The organism is Pseudomonas sp. B37(2017), from assembly GCF_002112885.1.
In the GTDB taxonomy this organism is placed as follows: Bacteria; Pseudomonadota; Gammaproteobacteria; order Pseudomonadales; family Pseudomonadaceae; genus Aquipseudomonas; species Aquipseudomonas paraglycinae.
On sequence record NZ_NEIX01000001.1, the window covers coordinates 1,184,564 to 1,201,389 of the forward strand.

General features: G+C 61.2%; 19 protein-coding genes. 6 read left to right on the top strand and 13 right to left on the bottom strand.

All coding sequences use genetic code 11. The annotated features are described in order from the left end of the window. Positions 1 to 12 precede the first annotated feature (12 nt). Genes CAF90_RS05370 through CAF90_RS05380 form a run of 3 tightly spaced genes read right to left on the bottom strand, consistent with a single transcriptional unit; the run spans position 13 to position 2,159 of the window. Complete coding sequence (locus CAF90_RS05370) at positions 13 to 990, bottom strand: trans-acting enoyl reductase family protein (protein ID WP_085604554.1); 978 nt, start codon at positions 988 to 990, stop codon at positions 13 to 15. Further along, entirely contained in the window at positions 987 to 1,388 is a 402-nt protein-coding gene (locus CAF90_RS05375) for a VOC family protein (protein ID WP_085604557.1), read from the bottom strand. The genes CAF90_RS05370 and CAF90_RS05375 overlap by 4 nt, the downstream gene beginning before the upstream one ends. 27 nt (positions 1,389 to 1,415) lie before the next feature. Continuing rightward, positions 1,416 to 2,159, bottom strand: a complete 744-nt coding sequence (locus CAF90_RS05380) for an SDR family NAD(P)-dependent oxidoreductase (RefSeq protein ID WP_085604559.1) — start codon at positions 2,157 to 2,159, stop codon at positions 1,416 to 1,418. Between the two features lie 139 nt (positions 2,160 to 2,298). Between CAF90_RS05380 and CAF90_RS05385 the strand changes: the two genes are divergently transcribed. Beyond that, the gene (locus CAF90_RS05385) at positions 2,299 to 3,186 is read left to right on the top strand and encodes an AraC family transcriptional regulator (RefSeq protein ID WP_170929352.1); all 888 of its coding nucleotides are present in this window, start codon (positions 2,299 to 2,301) and stop codon (positions 3,184 to 3,186) included. Between the two features lie 11 nt (positions 3,187 to 3,197). Here the strand turns inward: CAF90_RS05385 and CAF90_RS05390 are convergent, their stop codons facing one another. After that, positions 3,198 to 3,362, bottom strand: coding sequence for a DUF2986 domain-containing protein (locus CAF90_RS05390; protein WP_085605168.1), 165 nt, complete (start codon positions 3,360 to 3,362; stop codon positions 3,198 to 3,200). A gap of 70 nt (positions 3,363 to 3,432) precedes the next feature. After that, the gene (locus CAF90_RS05395) at positions 3,433 to 4,314 is read right to left on the bottom strand and encodes a LysR family transcriptional regulator (RefSeq protein ID WP_085604562.1); all 882 of its coding nucleotides are present in this window, start codon (positions 4,312 to 4,314) and stop codon (positions 3,433 to 3,435) included. 101 nt (positions 4,315 to 4,415) lie between these two features. On the opposite strand from CAF90_RS05395, the gene CAF90_RS05400 reads away from it, so the two are divergent. From CAF90_RS05400 to CAF90_RS05410, 3 genes are read left to right on the top strand one after another with little or no spacing between them, the layout of a single operon-like run. Beyond that, positions 4,416 to 5,480 carry an alkene reductase gene (locus tag CAF90_RS05400; protein ID WP_085604564.1) on the top strand — a complete coding sequence of 355 codons (1,065 nt, stop codon included), beginning with the start codon at positions 4,416 to 4,418 and terminating at the stop codon, positions 5,478 to 5,480. A gap of 11 nt (positions 5,481 to 5,491) precedes the next feature. Next, complete coding sequence (locus CAF90_RS05405) at positions 5,492 to 6,328, top strand: pirin family protein (protein ID WP_085604567.1); 837 nt, start codon at positions 5,492 to 5,494, stop codon at positions 6,326 to 6,328. Between the two features lie 49 nt (positions 6,329 to 6,377). Then, entirely contained in the window at positions 6,378 to 6,962 is a 585-nt protein-coding gene (locus CAF90_RS05410; RefSeq protein ID WP_085604570.1) for an isochorismatase family protein, read from the top strand. Positions 6,963 to 7,059: 97 nt separating this feature from the next. Here the strand turns inward: CAF90_RS05410 and CAF90_RS05415 are convergent, their stop codons facing one another. The 4 genes from CAF90_RS05415 to CAF90_RS05430 form a co-directional block, all read right to left on the bottom strand. Continuing rightward, on the bottom strand, positions 7,060 to 7,755 hold the full coding sequence (locus CAF90_RS05415; protein WP_085604573.1) for a tRNA (adenine(22)-N(1))-methyltransferase TrmK: 696 nt from the start codon (positions 7,753 to 7,755) through the stop codon (positions 7,060 to 7,062). A 116-nt stretch (positions 7,756 to 7,871) separates the two neighbouring features. Further along, on the bottom strand, positions 7,872 to 8,579 hold the full coding sequence (locus tag CAF90_RS05420) for a class I SAM-dependent methyltransferase (protein ID WP_085604576.1): 708 nt from the start codon (positions 8,577 to 8,579) through the stop codon (positions 7,872 to 7,874). A 108-nt stretch (positions 8,580 to 8,687) separates the two neighbouring features. Further along, positions 8,688 to 9,284 carry a LysE family translocator gene (locus tag CAF90_RS05425; RefSeq protein WP_085604579.1) on the bottom strand — a complete coding sequence of 199 codons (597 nt, stop codon included), beginning with the start codon at positions 9,282 to 9,284 and terminating at the stop codon, positions 8,688 to 8,690. Positions 9,285 to 9,335: 51 nt separating this feature from the next. Beyond that, positions 9,336 to 10,172: an AraC family transcriptional regulator gene (locus tag CAF90_RS05430; RefSeq protein WP_085604582.1), complete on the bottom strand. Its 837-nt coding sequence runs from the start codon at positions 10,170 to 10,172 to the stop codon at positions 9,336 to 9,338. 167 nt (positions 10,173 to 10,339) lie between these two features. Between CAF90_RS05430 and CAF90_RS05435 the strand changes: the two genes are divergently transcribed. Next, on the top strand, positions 10,340 to 10,534 hold the full coding sequence (locus CAF90_RS05435; protein ID WP_007955366.1) for a PLDc N-terminal domain-containing protein: 195 nt from the start codon (positions 10,340 to 10,342) through the stop codon (positions 10,532 to 10,534). Between the two features lie 210 nt (positions 10,535 to 10,744). Continuing rightward, entirely contained in the window at positions 10,745 to 11,809 is a 1,065-nt protein-coding gene (locus CAF90_RS05440) for an alpha/beta fold hydrolase (protein ID WP_085604585.1), read from the top strand. Positions 11,810 to 11,830: 21 nt separating this feature from the next. On the opposite strand, the gene CAF90_RS05445 is transcribed toward CAF90_RS05440, so the two are convergent. The 4 genes from CAF90_RS05445 to CAF90_RS05460 form a co-directional block, all read right to left on the bottom strand. Then, positions 11,831 to 12,856, bottom strand: coding sequence for a GlxA family transcriptional regulator (locus tag CAF90_RS05445; RefSeq protein ID WP_085605170.1), 1,026 nt, complete (start codon positions 12,854 to 12,856; stop codon positions 11,831 to 11,833). A 128-nt stretch (positions 12,857 to 12,984) separates the two neighbouring features. Then, a complete protein-coding gene (locus tag CAF90_RS05450) occupies positions 12,985 to 14,475 on the bottom strand; it encodes an aldehyde dehydrogenase (RefSeq protein WP_085604588.1) in 1,491 nt (496 codons plus the stop codon). Between the two features lies 1 nt (position 14,476). Further along, positions 14,477 to 15,379, bottom strand: a complete 903-nt coding sequence (locus tag CAF90_RS05455) for a dihydrodipicolinate synthase family protein (protein WP_007955394.1) — start codon at positions 15,377 to 15,379, stop codon at positions 14,477 to 14,479. 66 nt (positions 15,380 to 15,445) lie between these two features. Beyond that, positions 15,446 to 16,774, bottom strand: a complete 1,329-nt coding sequence (locus CAF90_RS05460) for an MFS transporter (protein WP_085604591.1) — start codon at positions 16,772 to 16,774, stop codon at positions 15,446 to 15,448. Between the last annotated feature and the right edge of the window lie 52 nt (positions 16,775 to 16,826).

The following is a 16,826-nucleotide window of genomic DNA, read 5'->3' on the forward strand; positions in this document are numbered from 1 at the left end:
CGCCCGATGGTTTCAGAAGTCAGTCACGGTTGTACCTGCAATGCTCTCGGCAAAGCCGGCACCGAACACGCGGGCCGGCGTTTCAAAACCCGGTCGCCGCTCCCCCTCCATCACTCGACGCGCGGCCGCCACTGCCGCCAACGGGGTGTAGGTATAGCCATTGACCGTTTCAATGACCGACCGCGCGGCGCTGCCATTGGCGCCCGAGACTTCTGCCACCGCACGGGCGCGGTGAGCCGCACGCTGTTCGGCGCTGGGGCCGTCCGGCAACAGCGACAAATCGCCCTCGGGAAACGCATCGCCACTGATGTGCACGTACATGGCGATATCGGGAATGCCGGTGGAATGCCAGCCCGTGACCAGATCACCAAACGACAACGGCGCGCACAGCACGGGCCCGTCACCAAAATCGAAAGACCGGGGCTGTGCGTCGGGCGTGGCGATGAGTTGTCCGTCAACCCGGGCCAGCAAACCTGCGTCAATAATCTCGCCGACACTCAGAGCCGATCCGCGCGACATGGAGCCTGCTACCTGCAGCGCAATTTTCAGCGAATGTGGTGCCTGCACGCGTCGAGCGACATGCATCGCCAGACAATCGGTCGGCACCACATCCCAGCCGACGCCGGTCAACAACATGACACCGGCCTTCGCGGCCTCGACGCCCAGCTGCTCGGCCCGTCGATAGACATTGATCTCTGCGGTGATGTCCAGATAGTCCACCCCGGCCCTGATACACGCCTGCATCAACACGTCCGCCGTCTGCGCGAACGGCCCTGCAAAGTTCAGCAATACCGCAATGCCCTCCAGAGACTCCGCTGCAAGGGTCTCAGGTGCGAATACTCGATAAGGCACATCCAGTTGCGCCGCGAGGGATTCGATTTTTTTTGCCGTACGACCGGCAATGACGACGTCCAGGCCCAGCGACCGGGCATGCTCCGCCGCCATGCGCCCGGTGTACCCCGTCGCCCCATAGATCATTAATGTGCTCATTGGCCGTGCTGCCATTTTTTGTAGACGAATTCGAGGCTGTAGCCGTCCGAATCGAGGACGTTGGCCGCGTAGTAATCGGGGTCGTAGTGCAGGCGTGCGCCCGGGGCGCCGTTGTCGACAGCACCGCTTTCGATGGCCGCTGCGTAGGCAGCGTCGACCTGCGCCGTGTTGCTCGCGACGAAGCCAACATGCACGGCCCGCCCCTCTACTACGCCCTCACGCAACCAGAAAAACATCCGGCCGTTGGCACCGAATCCCTTCAGGTCTGGATGCCCTGGTGGGCCGTCCTTGCCGTCGTAATCGAGCCTTGCGGTGATGCCCAGTGGAGTCAACACTGCCGTGTAGAAAGCAATCGAGCGTTCAATGTCGCTGACCGACAGAAAAATATGATCAAGCATGATGCCTCCTCGCATTCGGGTATTGATTCAGATGAAGTAACCGCCTGCGACCTCAATGGACTGAGCATTGATCCAGCCGCTCTCATCAGACAGCAACAGGGCAATCACCCGAGCGACGTCCTGCGGCTCGCCCACCCGACCGAGCGCCGTTTGCGAAGCGAGCAAGGCCTCGAACTCATCATTCAGACCGCCGCCCAATTCAGTGCGGATCGCACCCGGCGAAACTGCGTTGGCCCGAATGCGACGATCCGCGAACTCCTTGGCCATGTAACGCGTCAGCACTTCCAGTCCGCCCTTGGCAGCAGCGTAGGGCGCGACGCCGGGCATGGCGACGCGGGTGGTGGCGCTGGTCAGATTGACGATACTGGCGCCCTCGCTCATCAGGGGCAGCAGGGTCTGCGTGAGAAAAAACGGGCCTTTGAGGTGGGTGTTCAACAGACCGTCGAACTGTGCCTCGGTTACTGTTTCCAGCGAATTGAACAGGCCGTGGCCGGCGTTGTTGACCAGCCCGGATAGCCTTTTTTCGCCCCAAGTAGCCTGGAGTGCGTGAACGACCTTCTGGCGGAAATCGTCGAACTGACTGACGTCGGCAACGTCCAGTTGAAGCGCCACGGCGGTGCCACCCGAGACTTGAATGCGCTGGACGACCGAAGCTGCCGCCTCGGCATTGCGCTGATAAGTCAGGATGACGCCCATACCGAGTCGTGCACACTCCTCGGCCGCACTGGCGCCGATGCCACGGCTGCCGCCGGTAATAACGATAACGCTCATGCGCTGCTCCACTGTCATTTGAGTTGAAGCACCACAGTAGCCATCGGCCGGGCGGCGAGCGCAGCGGTTCCTCTTCGAAACCTGCCTGTTACTGCTTTTTGCTTGCGCGGGTGTATCCGTGTGGGGTCAGATGCACGGCATGAACAGCCAACTGACAGAACTTCGCGCCCTGGCCCGAAACGCGCAGAACCGCCGCACGGAAACAGGCATTCCACGGGTTGCCATGGTTCAGGGTGAAATCCCTGAACACTTGCTGGCGGCGGTTTACCAACCGATGATCAACCTGATCCTGCAAGGCAGCAAATCCATGACCATCGCCGACCGTACGCTGCATTACGACCCGGCGACCTACTTTGTCATGTCCATCGATCTGCCGGCCGTCGGCCAGGTTCACCCCTCTCCCGCTGGCGAGCCGTACCTGGCAGTGAGTCTGACGCTTGATCCGGTTGTCTTGACGACGCTGCTGGCCGACCTGCCCAAACCTCTCGGCCAACACGAGCAGGACGCCGGTTTTTCGGTGGCGGCTGTCACCCCGCCCTTGATGGATGCCTGGGTGCGGATGCTGCGTCTGATGGGCCAGCCTGAAGAGATCGCGGCACTGGCGCCGGTCTATGAGCGGGAGATTCTGTACCGTGTCCTGCAAGGCCCCCATGGCTGGATGCTGCGGGACATCGCTGCCCCCGACAGCGCCATGGCGCGCGTCAACCTGGCCATTGCGCACATACGGCAGGACTTTGCCGAACCGATCCGGGTAGACGACCTGGCCCGGCTTGCGTCAATGAGCGTGTCCGCCTTCCACCGACACTTCAAAGCCGTTACGGCGCTGAGTCCATTGCAGTATCAAAAGCGGGTTCGTCTGCTACAGGCCCGGACGCTGATGGTGGCGAGTACCAGGAATGTCACCCAGGCGGCGTTCGAAGTGGGGTATGAAAGCGCTACACAGTTCAGCCGTGACTACGCACGGGTGTTCGGGTTGCCACCCTCGCGGGACGCGGCGCGGATACTTGGGGAAACCCGAAACGGTTGAACCCCGCTCAATCAGTCCTCGGTGACAGCACTTGCTTCGGGGGTCGCTTCAGCCGCCATTTTCAGGCGATCCGCCTTGCTGATGTACTTCGGTTTGTTGCTCTTGGGTGCCAGTTTGGCGTTGGCCTTTCTGGATTTTTCCTTGAAGAGCTGTTGCAGTTTTTTCTGACGGTTCATGGTGATTTGGCCTGCTTGAAAGTTGTTGGATGATATCAGCTTCAATCCGTTACTGATCCCAGAGTACCCCTCACGCGCAATCGAGCCTGTCACGCAGAAACTCGATGAAACGTTGCGTCTTGGCCGGGAGCAGTCGCGTCTCTGTCAATGCGTAGACCGAAACCGGTGGTGCCTGCCATTGCGCCAGCACTCTGCGCAATGTTCCGCTCGCCACATCCTGGACGGCGATACCCTCCGGTAACAGCGCGATCCCCAGATCCAGAGACGCCATGCGCCGGAGCATGCCCACACTGTTGAGTTCAAAACGTCCTCCGACCTCCACCTGTTCGCTCCCGGTTTCACTGATGAGTGTCCAGTGGTCAGAACCGGAGCCACGCATTCTGAGGCATTCATGATTGATGAGTTGGGCAGGTTGCTCCGGTTCCCCGAACAGTTCGAGATACCGGGGCGATGCGTAAAAAGCACGCTTCATACTCGCCAACTTGCGGGCAATCAGGTTTGAGTTCGGCGGTTCGCCCATCCGAATGACGATGTCGACCGGGTCGCTGACCAGATCCACCTGCCGTGGTGTGAGTTCAAGATCGAAGCGGATACCCGGATACTCACGGGCAAACTCGGCAATCAGCGGCGCCAGATAGATAGTGGCGAAGTCCACCGGCATCGAAACCCGCAGCAAACCACTGGGCCGGGCAAGCATTTCGCCCAATTGCTCATGGGCCAGTCTCGCCTCTTCCACGATCCGCTTGCAGCGCTCGAAATAAAGTTGCCCGGCCTCCGTCAACTCGATCCGGCGTGTCGTGCGGTGCAACAGACGCAAGCCGATGGCCTTCTCCAGGCCACTGATGCGCCGGGAAAGCGTTGAGTTGGGCATGCCCAGCGACTCCGCCGCCCCACGAAAGCCGCGCATTTTCACAACTTCCACAAACAACGCCATGTCGTTCAGGTATTCCAAAAAGATTGCTCCATCAGTGGATCAGTAATTTCAATTTTGACGGATTTATCCCGAATTTGAATTGACTGATGATAGCTCCATCACTACTGAGGAGCACCGCGATGAACCCACTTTTTTCTGAAATCCAGGTCGGCCGTCACACCCTCTCCAACCGTATCGTCATGGCACCCATGACGCGTTCGCGCGCCGATGATGACGGTGTACCGACGGATCTGGTCGCGACTTACTACGGTCAGCGCGCCAGTGCCGGGCTGATCATTTCCGAAGGCGTGTTTCCCGTTGCTCTCGGCAAGGGCTACGTCCGAACGCCGGGTATCGCAACTGCCGAACAGATGGCGGCCTGGAAGCAGGTCACGGACGCCGTGCATGCCCGTGGCGGTCGCATCTTCATGCAACTGATGCACTGCGGACGGGTTTCCCACCCTTCATTGCTCGCCAATGGCGCTCAGCCGCAGGCACCTTCTGCCATCAAGGTAGAGGGGCAGACCTACACCGCCAACGGTTTGCAGGATTTCGTCGTCCCGCACGCCTTGACCATCGTCGAAATCGCTGCCGTCGTCGAAGGCTATCGCCAGGCTGCACGCCGCGCGATCGAGGCGGGTTTCGATGGTGTCGAGTTGCATGCGGCATCCGGTTATCTGCCGGAGCAATTCTTGTCCACTGGCAGTAACCAGCGAGATGACGAATATGGCGGCCCGGTTGAAAACCGCGTCCGCTTCGTGCTGGAAGTGCTCGCCGCCATGGCGGATGAGATTGGCGGTGACCGCGTCGGCATCAAGATTTCGCCCGAAATGAACTTCAACGACATCGTCGATGCCAACCCGCAGGAAACCTACACGCACCTGGTCGAACAACTGCGCGCTTTCAATCTCGCTTACCTGCATGTCGCGCTGTTCGGCGCCACGTTCGACTACCACGCAGCGCTGCGACCTCTCTTTACCGGGCGCTACCTGATCGGCAGCGCTCTCGACAAAAATACCGCCGAATCCCTGATTTCCAGTGGCCAGGCCGATGCGGTGGTGTTTGGCAGTGCGTTTATCGCTAACCCTGACTTGCCCGAGCGTTTGCGCAGTGGTGCCGAGCTGAATACTGCGGACAAAAACACCTTTTACGCCCCGGGCCCAGAAGGCTACATCGACTACCCGACCCTGTCCGCAGAGGCTTGAGGAACGCAGCCATGCTCACCACCGCACGTTTGCAGCGCATGAACCACGGCAGCCGATTCAGGGCGTTCACCCTGCGAGGCGATCGGCATGCGAAACCGATCGACCCGTTTTTGGGCGTCGATCACGCCTGGATCAGCGGACCGACGTTTCCGGCCCACCCTCATGCAGGGTTCTCGGCGGTGTCTTACCTGTTTATGGATTCGCAAACCGGTATCGATAACCAGGACTCACTGGGCAATCGCAACCTGATCCAGCCCGGAGGTCTGCACTGGACGGCGGCGGGCAATGGCGTCGTGCACGAAGAAGTTCCGGCCGAGCCCGGCAAGACCGTTCACATGCTGCAGATTTTTATCAATCTGCCGGAGGACAAACAGTCGCAAGCACCGTTTGCCTTCAGCGTTGAATCTCAGGAGGTGCCGGTCGTTCATTCGCCGGGCGTGAAGGTTCGAGTACCTCTGGGCAGCTTCCGAAACGTTGTGTCTCCTCTGTCGCTGCCAACCGACGTGCGACTGCTGGACATATCCCTGGAGGCCGGGCGCGAACTGAGCGTCTCGATTCCCGAAGGTCATGTGGCGTTCGTCATGCCTATAGATGGCGAAGTGTCTGTCGACGGCCACCCCTTCGATCTGTCCGATCCGAAAGTACCGGTCAATCTCCCGCAAGGGGCGGATCGTAGAGTCACCTTGAGTGCGCCGACCGGCAACGCCAAGGCCGTCGTTTTCTCAGGCACGCCCTTGAACCAGCCGGTGCATTGGCAGGGCCCGATGGCGCTCGCTTCTTCAGAAGCCCTGACCGCCGCCGTGGCCCGCTATCAACGGGGTGATTTTGGAAATCTGAATCTTCGCTGACTCCACCACCGGGGGCATTCCTCCCATTTCAAATGCCAGGAGAACCACCATGACGTACGAAAACTTCAGTGCCGACAATGCTGCCCTTCTGCTGATCGATCACCAGGTCGGGACCATGGGCTGGGCCAAATCGATGGCTTTCGAAGAACTCAAACGCAACGCCCTGATGCTCGCCAAGGCCGCGCGCATTCTGAAAATGCCCGTCGTGTTGACCTCCAGCATGGAAGAGCACGCACAAGGTCCGCTCCTGAGTGAGCTTGAGCAGATCCTGCCGGCTGAGTTTGCGAGCCGCATCAAACGCCTTGGCATCGTCAACGCCATGGACGACGAACACTTCGCCGCCGCAGTGAAGGCGACCGGTCGCCGTAAACTGATCATCGCCGGCGTCACCAACGACGTCTGCACCGTTTACCCGGCGCTCTCGCTGGTGCGTGATGGTTACGAAGTCCAGGTCGTCGCCGATGCCGGTGCGTCACCAACCAAAGCAGCCGATGACATCGCATTGCGCCGCATGGACAAGGCTGGTGTCACGCTGACCAGCACCAACCAGTTGATTGCCGAACTGGCCGGTAGCTGGGCGACGCCTCAGGGCGGTGAATTGGTGCAGGTTTTGATGGAGTCTTTCGGTAGCTGATCGCGCTGGAATCATTGCCCGGTGTGGCGCTGGCAGGCGCAGCACCGGGCAAACCTGACTTCGGACAGGATCGCCCTCATTAGCATCTCCGAGAGTTTCACCCCAGCACGTCAGTGATCCAGCGCACCTGCTGCTTCAGATCCTGCACCTTTTGCTCGCATACCCCATGCCGAGCCCGAGCGAAGTGGCTCAGCGTCTGCTGCTTGTGCCGCAACCGATGCTGCCACTTGCTGACAAACGCAGGACTGCGCGTCTGCAACTGCAGCGGCCCGAAGTACAGTTCTTCGGCGGTATAAGTCACCGGCTCGCCTCGCTCGGCTACGATGATTTCGTAGTCGAAGCGGTTTTCGTGCAGCACGTCTTCGCAGAGGATTCGATAGCCGTTGTCCATCAGCCATTGGCGCAGCGGTTGTTCGCCGCCGTTGGGTTGCAGGATCAGACGTTCGCGGCCGCTCAGGCGCGCCTTGCCGCCTTCGAGAATGTCGCGGATGGTCTCGCCACCCATGCCGCACACGGTAATTGCCGTGATCCCGTCCGCCGGCTCGACGGCCATCAAGCCATTGGCCAGGCGCACAGTGACCTGCTGCTCAAGATCGTTTTCGCGCACGGTGCGTTGTGCCGAACGGAACGGCGTCTCGGCCATCTCGCCCGCCACCGCCGCCGCGATCGCGCCACGGCGCATCAGGGCCACCGGCAGGTAACCGTGATCCGAGCCGATATCGGCCAACCGCGCACCGGCGGGCACATGCGCCGCCACCCGCTCCAGGCGCATGGACAATGTCTGTTCGTTCAACCGCAACCCCTTTCACTCTGAACGCCCGGCACTGGTGACCGGATCGGGGCGCGATTCTGGGGGGCAACGGCGGGGATTTCAAATGCGCGTGGTCGGATTCGTCGCTAAGGCACCGGTCAACTCGTTTTACGCGTCAACCACGCGCCCCAGAACAGGCTGCTGAAAAACCGGGTGGCCTCGCCGAATCCGGCCCCATGCAACAGCTTTTGAACCGCCGCCTCGGAATGGGGAGGATCGGCGCCCTGGAGGATTTTCCCCAGTTTGGCCTTCACCTCATCGGCGCTGGCACCGTTCTGGCGCCAGCGCTGCGCCCACGCTTCCAGCAGCAACGGCTGGCTGGCATACGCGTAGTGATTGCCGGCCACGATCAGCGGAGCTCCCGGTTTCAAACGCGCCCGAATGGATTGCAGAAGCGCTCGTTTGGCCTCATCGCCTTCCAGATGATGCAGAACGCCGATCACCGTTGCGGCGTCGTAAGACTCATCGGCAGGCAAGTCATCGACCGGCCCGAGATGCAGATCCGTTCGCTCAAGCAAGTCATGCGACCGCAACTGCTCGGTCGCCGCCGCCAGCATCGGCTCTGAAGGGTCAACCGCCATGAAACGCCAGCCTGGCTCCAGACGCCCCATCGCGATGATTTCCTGGGCTGTCCCGCCTGCGCCAACCGCCAGAATCCGCGCCAAACCTGCGTTACCGAGACTGGCGGCCAGCATGCACGCGGCTAGGTCATGGCAAGCGTCATAGCCCGCCAGCGCAATGCGGCTTTGCTTGCCATATTCATTGGCGCGGGAGGTGTCGAATTTCTCAGTAGATGAAGTGTTCAAGGGCGTTTCTCCGTGTCCTTGAATCACCCTACGTCACGAAGATTGATAATAGAAATTCATTGATTTTATGCGGTGCATTCCTGTCAGGAATGCGGCAGGTGCCGATGCCTAGACCAACACCGCCAACCAAGCCGACAGCAACAACAAAAACGCCAGCCCGGCATTCATGCGCCGCAATGCCCGTGGCGAGCCAAAGAACCGCGCACTGCCCACGCCCAGCAGCGCCCACGCCGTCATGCACGGCAGGCAGACCATTAGAAAAACCGCCGACAACAGCAGCATCCGCGCGCTGTCGTCACCGTTGCCGCCAAACACACTCACCACCGCCACGGCCATCATCCAGACCTTGGGGTTGATCAATTGCAGGCCGGCGGCGCCGAATACGTTGAAGCCGTCATCATTCGACGTCGAGGACTCCAACGATGGCGGTGTGCTGCGAAAGATCTGCCACGCCAGCCAGCTCAACCACAACACCCCGACCCAGGCCATCGCCTGCTGCACGCGGGGATAGCGCAGCAAGGTTTCCCCCACGCCGAGCCCGACCACCAGCACCACCAGCGCCGCCGACACACACGCGCCGAAGATGATCGGCACGGTGGCCGTCAGACCGCGCCGCGAGCTGTGGCTCATCACCAGAATATTGGTCGGCCCCGGGGTGATCGAGGCGACGAAGGAAAACAGCAGAAAAGGCAGCAACGATTCCATGACAGGACTCCCGGATCAGAACAGGAAGTCATGGTCGCGGTTGTGCGGGTTTCAGTCTGGAAGGTTTGAGCAGCGCTTGCGGTAATCCGCCGGCGTCAGGTGATAGGCACGGCGGAACCAGCGCCCGAGATGGCTCTGATCGGCGAAACCGAGGGCGCTGGCGACGGTGGCGGGTGTTTCGCCCCGCGCCAGCAATTGCCGGGCGCGGGCCAGGCGCAACTGAATCAGGTAGGCATGCGGCGCTAGTCCGAAAGCGGCCTTGAATGCACGGGTCAGACGAAAGCGATCAACCCCGCAGGCCTGGGCTACGTCGTCCAGCCCGATGTCCTCAAAGGCATGAGCATGCAGATAGTCCCGCGCCACTTGGGCTACCCGTGGCAGGCGCGGATCGAATGGCTGGCGCTTGCGCCAGTCGAGGTGCGACGTCAGCGAACCGAGCAAGGTGTCGATGGCGGTCTGGCGCACGATGCGCAAGTCGCCTTGATGCAAGGCGTTGAAGGCCTGATTGATGGCCGTGGACAGGCGCGAATCCTGACTCAGGGTATCGGTGAACCCGAGTTGGCTGTTGTCCGGCGCGTGTTCGAACAACACGCGCAATTCGCGCTCCAGCCAGTGCGGATCGAGATAAAGCATGGAATAGGTGAAGCCCTCCTCCGTCGGCGCGTGCCCGTCGTGGATCTCACCCGGTTCCAGCATGAAAATCTTGCCCGGCGTACTCAGATGCCGCACCCGCCGGCAATGAAACTGCTGCACGCCCTGCTCGGTGACGCCCACCAGAAAGCTGTCATGCCAGTGCGGATCGTAGGCATGGCCCTGGAAATGGGCACGAATCGACTCGATCCCGGTGTCGGCATCCTGGGACAGCTCGATCCAGTTGCGTTTGTCCACGCAAGGCTCCGAAGGCAGTGGTTGTTCGTTGAGGACGTCTACGTTACCGCGACTTTGCCGAGGCGTTTAGAACATTTGTGCACGTGGGCGAAGCAAGTCACCAGGCAAATTAAATGAACCCTGAGTGGCATGCCCCGCCTAAACCAATGACCATCAGGAGGTAGCCCATGCAACTTGAAACCACGTGGATCGTACTGGCCGTCGTTCTTTTGCTCATCGAATTGTGGGCGATCAACAGGGTGCGCAAGAGTGAGGGGAAAGCCAGCAACAAAGGCGTCTGGATCGTATTGATCGTGTTTGTGCCGCTGTTCGGGCTGATCGCCTGGGCGCTGGCCGGGCCCAAGCACGTCACTCAGGCCTGAAGCCCAAGGTCAGCAAGAGCCCCGAACATTCGGGGCTTTTTGTTGGCCGCAGGTTTGTATCCCAGTGTGTACGAACGCCCCCCGGATACATGCCCGTGCATCAGCCCACGAAAACGGAAACAGCGCAGATACGTGGCCAGTCTTTAATGAACGCCAGATACGAAGGGTTCAGCCAGAACCCGGCCCTCGCCGATCATAAGGAGACTTGCCATGAAGCACGCACCACACGCCACCGTCCCCACCGGGAAAAACCGTCGCCGCCTGCTGGGTCTGTCGATTCTTGCCACCGCGCTGTTGCAGTTTGGCGCCTTCGCTCAGGCGCAAACCGCAGCACCCGAGCCGGTCAAGACCGAAGCCGCCAGCGTCAAAGCCGACCTGCCCTTCGGCCCGCTCAAGCATGTGAAGGCTGGCCTGCTGGACGTGGCCTACGCCGAAACCGGCCCGGCCAATGGCCCGGTGGTGATTCTCCTGCACGGCTGGCCCTACGACATTCACAGCTACGACGACGTCGCGCCGCTGCTGGCGGCCAAGGGTTATCGGGTGTTGATGCCGTATGCCCGGGGTTATGGCGACACGCATTTCCTGTCTGAAAAGACCGTGCGCAACGGTCAGCCGGCGGCGCTGGCCAGTGACGTGATCGATTTCATGGATGCCCTGAAAATCAAACAAGCCGTGCTCGGCGGCTACGACTGGGGCGCGCGTTCGGCGGACATCGTTTCGGCGCTGTGGCCGGAGCGGGTCAAGGCGCTGGTGTCGGTCAGCGGTTACCTGATCGGCAATCAGGCCGCCGGCAAGAATCCGCTGCCGCCCAAGGCCGAGCTGCAATGGTGGTATCAGTTCTACTTCGCCACCGACCGTGGTGAGGCCGGTTACACCATGAACACCCATGACTTCGCCAAGCTGATCTGGCAACTGGCGTCACCGAAATGGGCCTTCGACGACGCCACCTTCGACCGCAGCGCCAAGGCATTGCAGAACCCGGATCACGTCGCGATCACTGTGTTCAACTACCGCTGGCGTCTGGGCCTGGTGCAGGGTGAAAGCCAGTACGATGCACTGGAACAGAAACTCGCCACCGCGCCGTCGATCAGCGTGCCGACCATCACTATGGAAGGCGATGCCAACGGCGCGCCGCACCCGGCGCCGGAGGACTACGCCAAACGCTTCACCGGCAAGTACCAGTTCCGCCTGATCAACGGCGGCATCGGTCACAACCTGCCGCAGGAAGACCCGAAAGCCTTCGCTCAGGCGATCATCGACGCCGATCACCTCTGAAGGAGCACGCCAAACGGCTCGTCATTTGACGAGCCGTTTTTCTTTGGAAGGTCGATAACCGAAATAGGCGCTGTAGCACTTGCTGAAATGACTCGGCGACACGAATCCGCACGCCACCAGCACGTCCACCTGGGACAGCTCGGTGTGTTGCAGCAGACGCCGGGCCTCGGTGATGCGCAGTTCCATGTAATAGCGTTGTGGCGTGGTGCCCAGTTGTTCCTTGAACAGCCGCTCCAGCTGACGTCGGGATCGGCCGGCATACACCGCCAGTTGCTCCAGCTCTAGCGGTTCCTCCAGATTGGCATCCATCAGCTTCACCACTTCACGCAACGGCGCGCTGACGCAGATGTTCTCGGTCGGTTTGATCCGCCGATAGCGCGATTCCTCGAACGCCAGAATGTCTTCGATGCCTTCGACCAGCGCCTTGTCGTGCAGGCCCTTGATCCAGTCCAGCGCCATGTGGAATGCACCGGACGGACTGGACGCGGTCAGCCGGTCGCGGTCGATCACGTAGGGTTCGCTGCTGACCTGAGTCGCCTTGGAAATCTCCGCCAGCGCCGGCCGATGCTCCGGGTGAATCGCACAGCGGTAGCCTTCCAGCACCCCTGCCCGGCCCAGGAACCACGCGCCGTTCCACAACCCGGCCAGGATCACGCCGGCCTCGGCGGCCATTTTCAGCAGGTTGATGAACTCGTCGCTCGCCTTCAATTCCGTGCGGTAGCCGCCGCAGATCACCAGCAGATCCAGTTCCTGCAACGCGCTGGTTTCCAGACCCAAGTCCGGGCGAATCACCAGCCCCAGATCGCTGATCACTTCGCCGTCGCTCAAGCCGAAAGTGCGCGTGGAAAACAGACCGGGGCGCAGCAGATTGGCGGTGACAAGGGTGTCCAGCGCCTGGGTGAAGGCCGGCAGGGAAAAATGCTCCAGCAGCACAAACCCGGTGCGGGTCATGCGTCCCGGCCCGCTGGTGGGCTCGTTCAGGTAGCGAAGGTTCTTGCCCTTCATGCCACCGCTGAATTGGCGTCGTTCGATCAAGGTGTGGTCCATCGGTTTCATTGTTGTAGCGCCATGCTAACCGCCGGGGCGGCAAAATACTCGGGAATGAACGCAATTCGCCCCAACCGGTACGCGCGTACCGATCGGGGCGAAAAAGACCTGCGATTAACCGCGATGAATCAGGACGCGTCGATCCAGATGGTTTTCAGCTCGGTGTACTGGTCATGGGCCCAGATCGACTTGTCACGCCCACCGAAACCCGACTCCTTGTAGCCGCCGAAAGGCGTTGAAGCATCGCCCTCACCGAAGCAGTTCACGGTGACGATGCCGGCGCGGATCCCACGCGAGAGTTTCAGCGCATGGCGCAGGCTGCCGGTGTACGCCGACGCGGCCAGACCGTAAGCCGTGTCGTTGGCCAGGCTGATCGCTTCGTCGACGGAAGTGAACGTGGTCACGCTCAGCACTGGGCCGAAGATTTCTTCCTGGAAAAGACGACTGTCACGGCTGACGCCATCGACGATGGTCGGCTCGACGAAGATGTTGTCGGCCGTGTTGCCCCCCGCCAGCACCGAAAGATTCTCGTCCCGGGCATGGTCGAGGTACGAACGGACCTTCTCGAAATGCGCCTTGCTGATCATCGAGCCCAGACGGTTTTCCGGGTCCAGTGGATCGCCCATTTTCCAGTCGGCCAGATGCACCTGCACGCGCTGGAGCAATTCGTCCTTGATGTCCGAATGCACGATCAGCCGCGATGAGGCCGAGCAGTTTTCGCCCATGTTCCAGAACGCGCCGTTGACCACGTGCTGGGCGACCAGATCGACGTCTTCGACATCGTTCATCACCACCGCCGGGTTCTTGCCGCCGCACTCCAGCACGATGCGTTTCAGGTTGGATTCGCTGGAATACTTGAGGAACAACCGCCCGGTATCGGTCGAACCGGTGAAGCTGACCATGGCGACGTCGGGGTGACGGCCCAGCGGCTCGCCCGCCTCCTTGCCGCCGCCGGGCACCACGTTGAACACACCGGCCGGAATCCCCGCCTGATGCGCCAGCTCGGCCACACGCAGGGTGCTCAGGGTGGTTTCCTTGGCCGGTTTGACCACAATCGAGCAGCCAGCGGCCAGCGACGGGCCGATCTTCCACGCGAGCATCAGCAGCGGGAAATTCCACGGCAACACCAGACCGACCACGCCGATCGGTTCGCGCACGACCATGGTCACCGCGCCGCTACCGGTCGGTGCGGTCGAGTCGTAGATCTTGTCGATCAGCTCAGCGTGCCAGCGCAGGGTATGAATCGTTTCGGGCACGTCGATGTTCTGGCATTCGCGGATCGGTTTGCCGCTGTCCAGGCTTTCCAGCACCGCCAGTTCATGAGAGTGGTCGTCCAGCAACTGGGCGAATCGCAGCAACACCGACTTGCGTGCCGACGGTGCCAGCCCCTGCCAGCGTCCATCCTCGAACGCCTCCTTGGCGGCGGCGACAGCGACGTCCACGTCCTGGGCACCGCACGCAGCAATCTCGGTCAACACCGCTTCAGTGGCCGGGTTGGTCGTGGTGAACGTCTTGCCGGACAGCGCGCTGCGAAACTCGCCGTTGATGAACGCCTGATTGCGAAACTCAAGCTTCGCCGCCAGTTCGCGGTATTGCGCTTGACTCAGAAGATCGGCCATTTCAAACCTCCGCGACGATGCGCGCCACATTCTGTTTGAGGGTTTTGATCACGCTTTCCAGCACTTCCTTCTCGGACGCTTCCAGCGGCTGCATCGGCTTGCGCACACCGCCGGCCCGCAGGCCGACCAGTTCGCTGCCGTGCTTGATCGACTGGACGAACTTGCCGCTTTCCAGCACGTCCATCAGCGGCAACAGCGCCGACATGATCCGCCGGCCCTTGTCGAAGTTCTTCTCCAGAACGCAGGCTTCGTACAGCGCAATGTGCTCGGCCGGAATGAAGTTCGAACCGGCGCAGACCCAGCTGCGCGCGCCCCAGGCGAAGAACTCAAGAGCCATGTCATCCCAGCCGCAGGACAGTTGAATCGAAGGATGTGAATGCGCCAGACGATGCAACTGGGCGGTGTCGCCGGAGCTTTCCTTGATCGCGACGATGTTCTTGCAACCGGCAATCGCCTCGAAGAATTCAGGCCCCATCGCCACGCCCATCCGCGCCGGATAGTTGTAGAGCATGATCGGCAGGCCGGCGGCCTTGTCCACGGCCAGCACGTGCGCGGCGATTTCCTTTTGCGTCGGCAAGGCATAGGGCGGCGAGCCCACCAGAATCGCGTCGGCCTCAATCGACTTGGCGTGCTCGGCGAAGGCCACCGCATCTTCGGTGCGGATCCCGCCCGTGCCGATTACCAGCGGGATGCGGCCGTTGATCACTTCCTTCGCGCGCTCGGCCACTTTCAGCCGCTCGGCGGTTGTATGGGCGTAGTACTCGCCGGTCGAACCACCGATGACGATGCCGTGAACCCGTGACTCGATCAGGTACTCGACCACTTCGGCAAACGCCGAATAATCGATCTGGCCATCGGCGGACAAAGGCGTAATGGCTGGGGTAAAGATGCCGTCAAAGTTCATAGGGTTTTCTCCAGTGATTGCAGTGTTTAATTCGTTGGCCCGACACCGTTAAGGCCCGGGCAAGGTTCAGTTCAGCGAGGCAGCCTGTTGCAGGTTGAGCGATCGGGTTTCCGGCGCGAGCACCCACGACAGCACCAGGCCGACCAACGTGACGGCCGCCGCGATGTACATGGTCTGGGCGATGCCCAACGTGCTCAGGGAAACCGGTACCAGATAAGTCCCCGCCGCCGCGCCGATGCGCGACAGTGACGTGCCGACACCGACCGCGAAGGCGCGGATTTCCGTGGGAAACAGTTCATTGGGGTACACCAGCGTCAGCACCTGGGCGCCGCCGATGAACAAGGCGTAAACGGCAAAGAACGCGAGCACCAGCGCATTGGGCCCGGCGTGACCGACGGCCAGCCCGAGCAGCGCAAGGCCCGAGCAGAGAAAGCTGTAGATCAGCAGATTGCGTCGGCCGACGCGGTTGATGATTCGGGTCGAAATCACGCAGCCGATGACAAAGAACAAGGTAATCGCCACCGATCCCAGGGACGACCAGTCGCCCTGCAGATTCAGCGCGGCCAGCACCTTCGGCGCAAAGGCATACACGGCAAACAGCGGCACCACCGAGCAGGTCCAGAACACTACGACAAACAGCATGCGTTTGCCGTAGCCGGAGTGCAGCAGGTTGAAGATCGTCAGCTTCTCGCCCACCCGGTGTTCAGGAAGATTGGCCAAGGAAAAGTCGTTGCCGTAGACCTGTTTGATGATCGCCTCGGCTTCGGCGGCGCGGCCCTTGCTCAGCAGCCAGCGCGGCGATTCGGGGGTGCCGATGCGCACCAGAAACAGCATCGCGCCGATGATCGCCGCGCTGGCCAGCACCAGCCGCCAGGCATCTGAGCCCCACAGCTTGAACATCAGCTCGCCCACCACATACGCCGTTGCAGCCCCGGCGAACCACATGATTGTCAGCGTCGCCAGACGCGGGCCGCGATATTTGCGCGGCATGAACTCGACCAGCAGCGAGGTCGCCACCGGGTACTCGATGCCGACCGCCACTCCCAGCAGCAGCCGCAGAAAAAACAGCGCCACCGCGGAATCGACCCACAGCTGCGCCAGCGAGGCCACGATGAACAGGGTCGGCCCGACAAACAGCAGACGTTTGCGCCCCAGCACATCGGTCAGCCAGCCGCCGAGAAAACCGCCGAAGAAAATGCCGATCAGCGCCGAGGCGGCGATCATGCCTTCCCAGAAATCGTCCAGCGCCAGAGACCTGGACATGTGCACCAGCGCCACACCGATGATGCTCAGAACATACCCGTCGACTAAGGAGCCACCGGCCGAACGGATCGTCAGCAGACGATGAAAGCCATTGAGCGGTACGTCCTCGATTGATACAGCAACGTTGTTCATTTCTTGTCCTTGTATTCAGTGCATCGCTACTTCAGTTCATCGCGCAGGTCGG

Bases quoted from the DNA above. Each gene is read 5' to 3' on its own strand.
- CAF90_RS05445 (WP_085605170.1), bottom strand. From the start codon at position 12,856: ATGGACCACACCTTGATCGAACGACGCCAATTCAGCGGTGGCATGAAG.
- CAF90_RS05425 (WP_085604579.1), bottom strand. From the start codon at position 9,284: ATGGAATCGTTGCTGCCTTTTCTGCTGTTTTCCTTCGTCGCCTCGATC.
- CAF90_RS05440 (WP_085604585.1), top strand. From the start codon at position 10,745: ATGAAGCACGCACCACACGCCACCGTCCCCACCGGGAAAAACCGTCGC.
- CAF90_RS05370 (WP_085604554.1), bottom strand. From the start codon at position 990: ATGAGCACATTAATGATCTATGGGGCGACGGGGTACACCGGGCGCATG.
- CAF90_RS05390 (WP_085605168.1), bottom strand. From the start codon at position 3,362: ATGAACCGTCAGAAAAAACTGCAACAGCTCTTCAAGGAAAAATCCAGA.
- CAF90_RS05385 (WP_170929352.1), top strand. From the start codon at position 2,299: ATGAACAGCCAACTGACAGAACTTCGCGCCCTGGCCCGAAACGCGCAG.
- CAF90_RS05400 (WP_085604564.1), top strand. From the start codon at position 4,416: ATGAACCCACTTTTTTCTGAAATCCAGGTCGGCCGTCACACCCTCTCC.
- CAF90_RS05405 (WP_085604567.1), top strand. From the start codon at position 5,492: ATGCTCACCACCGCACGTTTGCAGCGCATGAACCACGGCAGCCGATTC.
- CAF90_RS05380 (WP_085604559.1), bottom strand. From the start codon at position 2,159: ATGAGCGTTATCGTTATTACCGGCGGCAGCCGTGGCATCGGCGCCAGT.
- CAF90_RS05455 (WP_007955394.1), bottom strand. From the start codon at position 15,379: ATGAACTTTGACGGCATCTTTACCCCAGCCATTACGCCTTTGTCCGCC.
- CAF90_RS05375 (WP_085604557.1), bottom strand. From the start codon at position 1,388: ATGCTTGATCATATTTTTCTGTCGGTCAGCGACATTGAACGCTCGATT.
- CAF90_RS05410 (WP_085604570.1), top strand. From the start codon at position 6,378: ATGACGTACGAAAACTTCAGTGCCGACAATGCTGCCCTTCTGCTGATC.
- CAF90_RS05450 (WP_085604588.1), bottom strand. From the start codon at position 14,475: ATGGCCGATCTTCTGAGTCAAGCGCAATACCGCGAACTGGCGGCGAAG.
- CAF90_RS05435 (WP_007955366.1), top strand. From the start codon at position 10,340: ATGCAACTTGAAACCACGTGGATCGTACTGGCCGTCGTTCTTTTGCTC.
- CAF90_RS05460 (WP_085604591.1), bottom strand. From the start codon at position 16,774: ATGAACAACGTTGCTGTATCAATCGAGGACGTACCGCTCAATGGCTTT.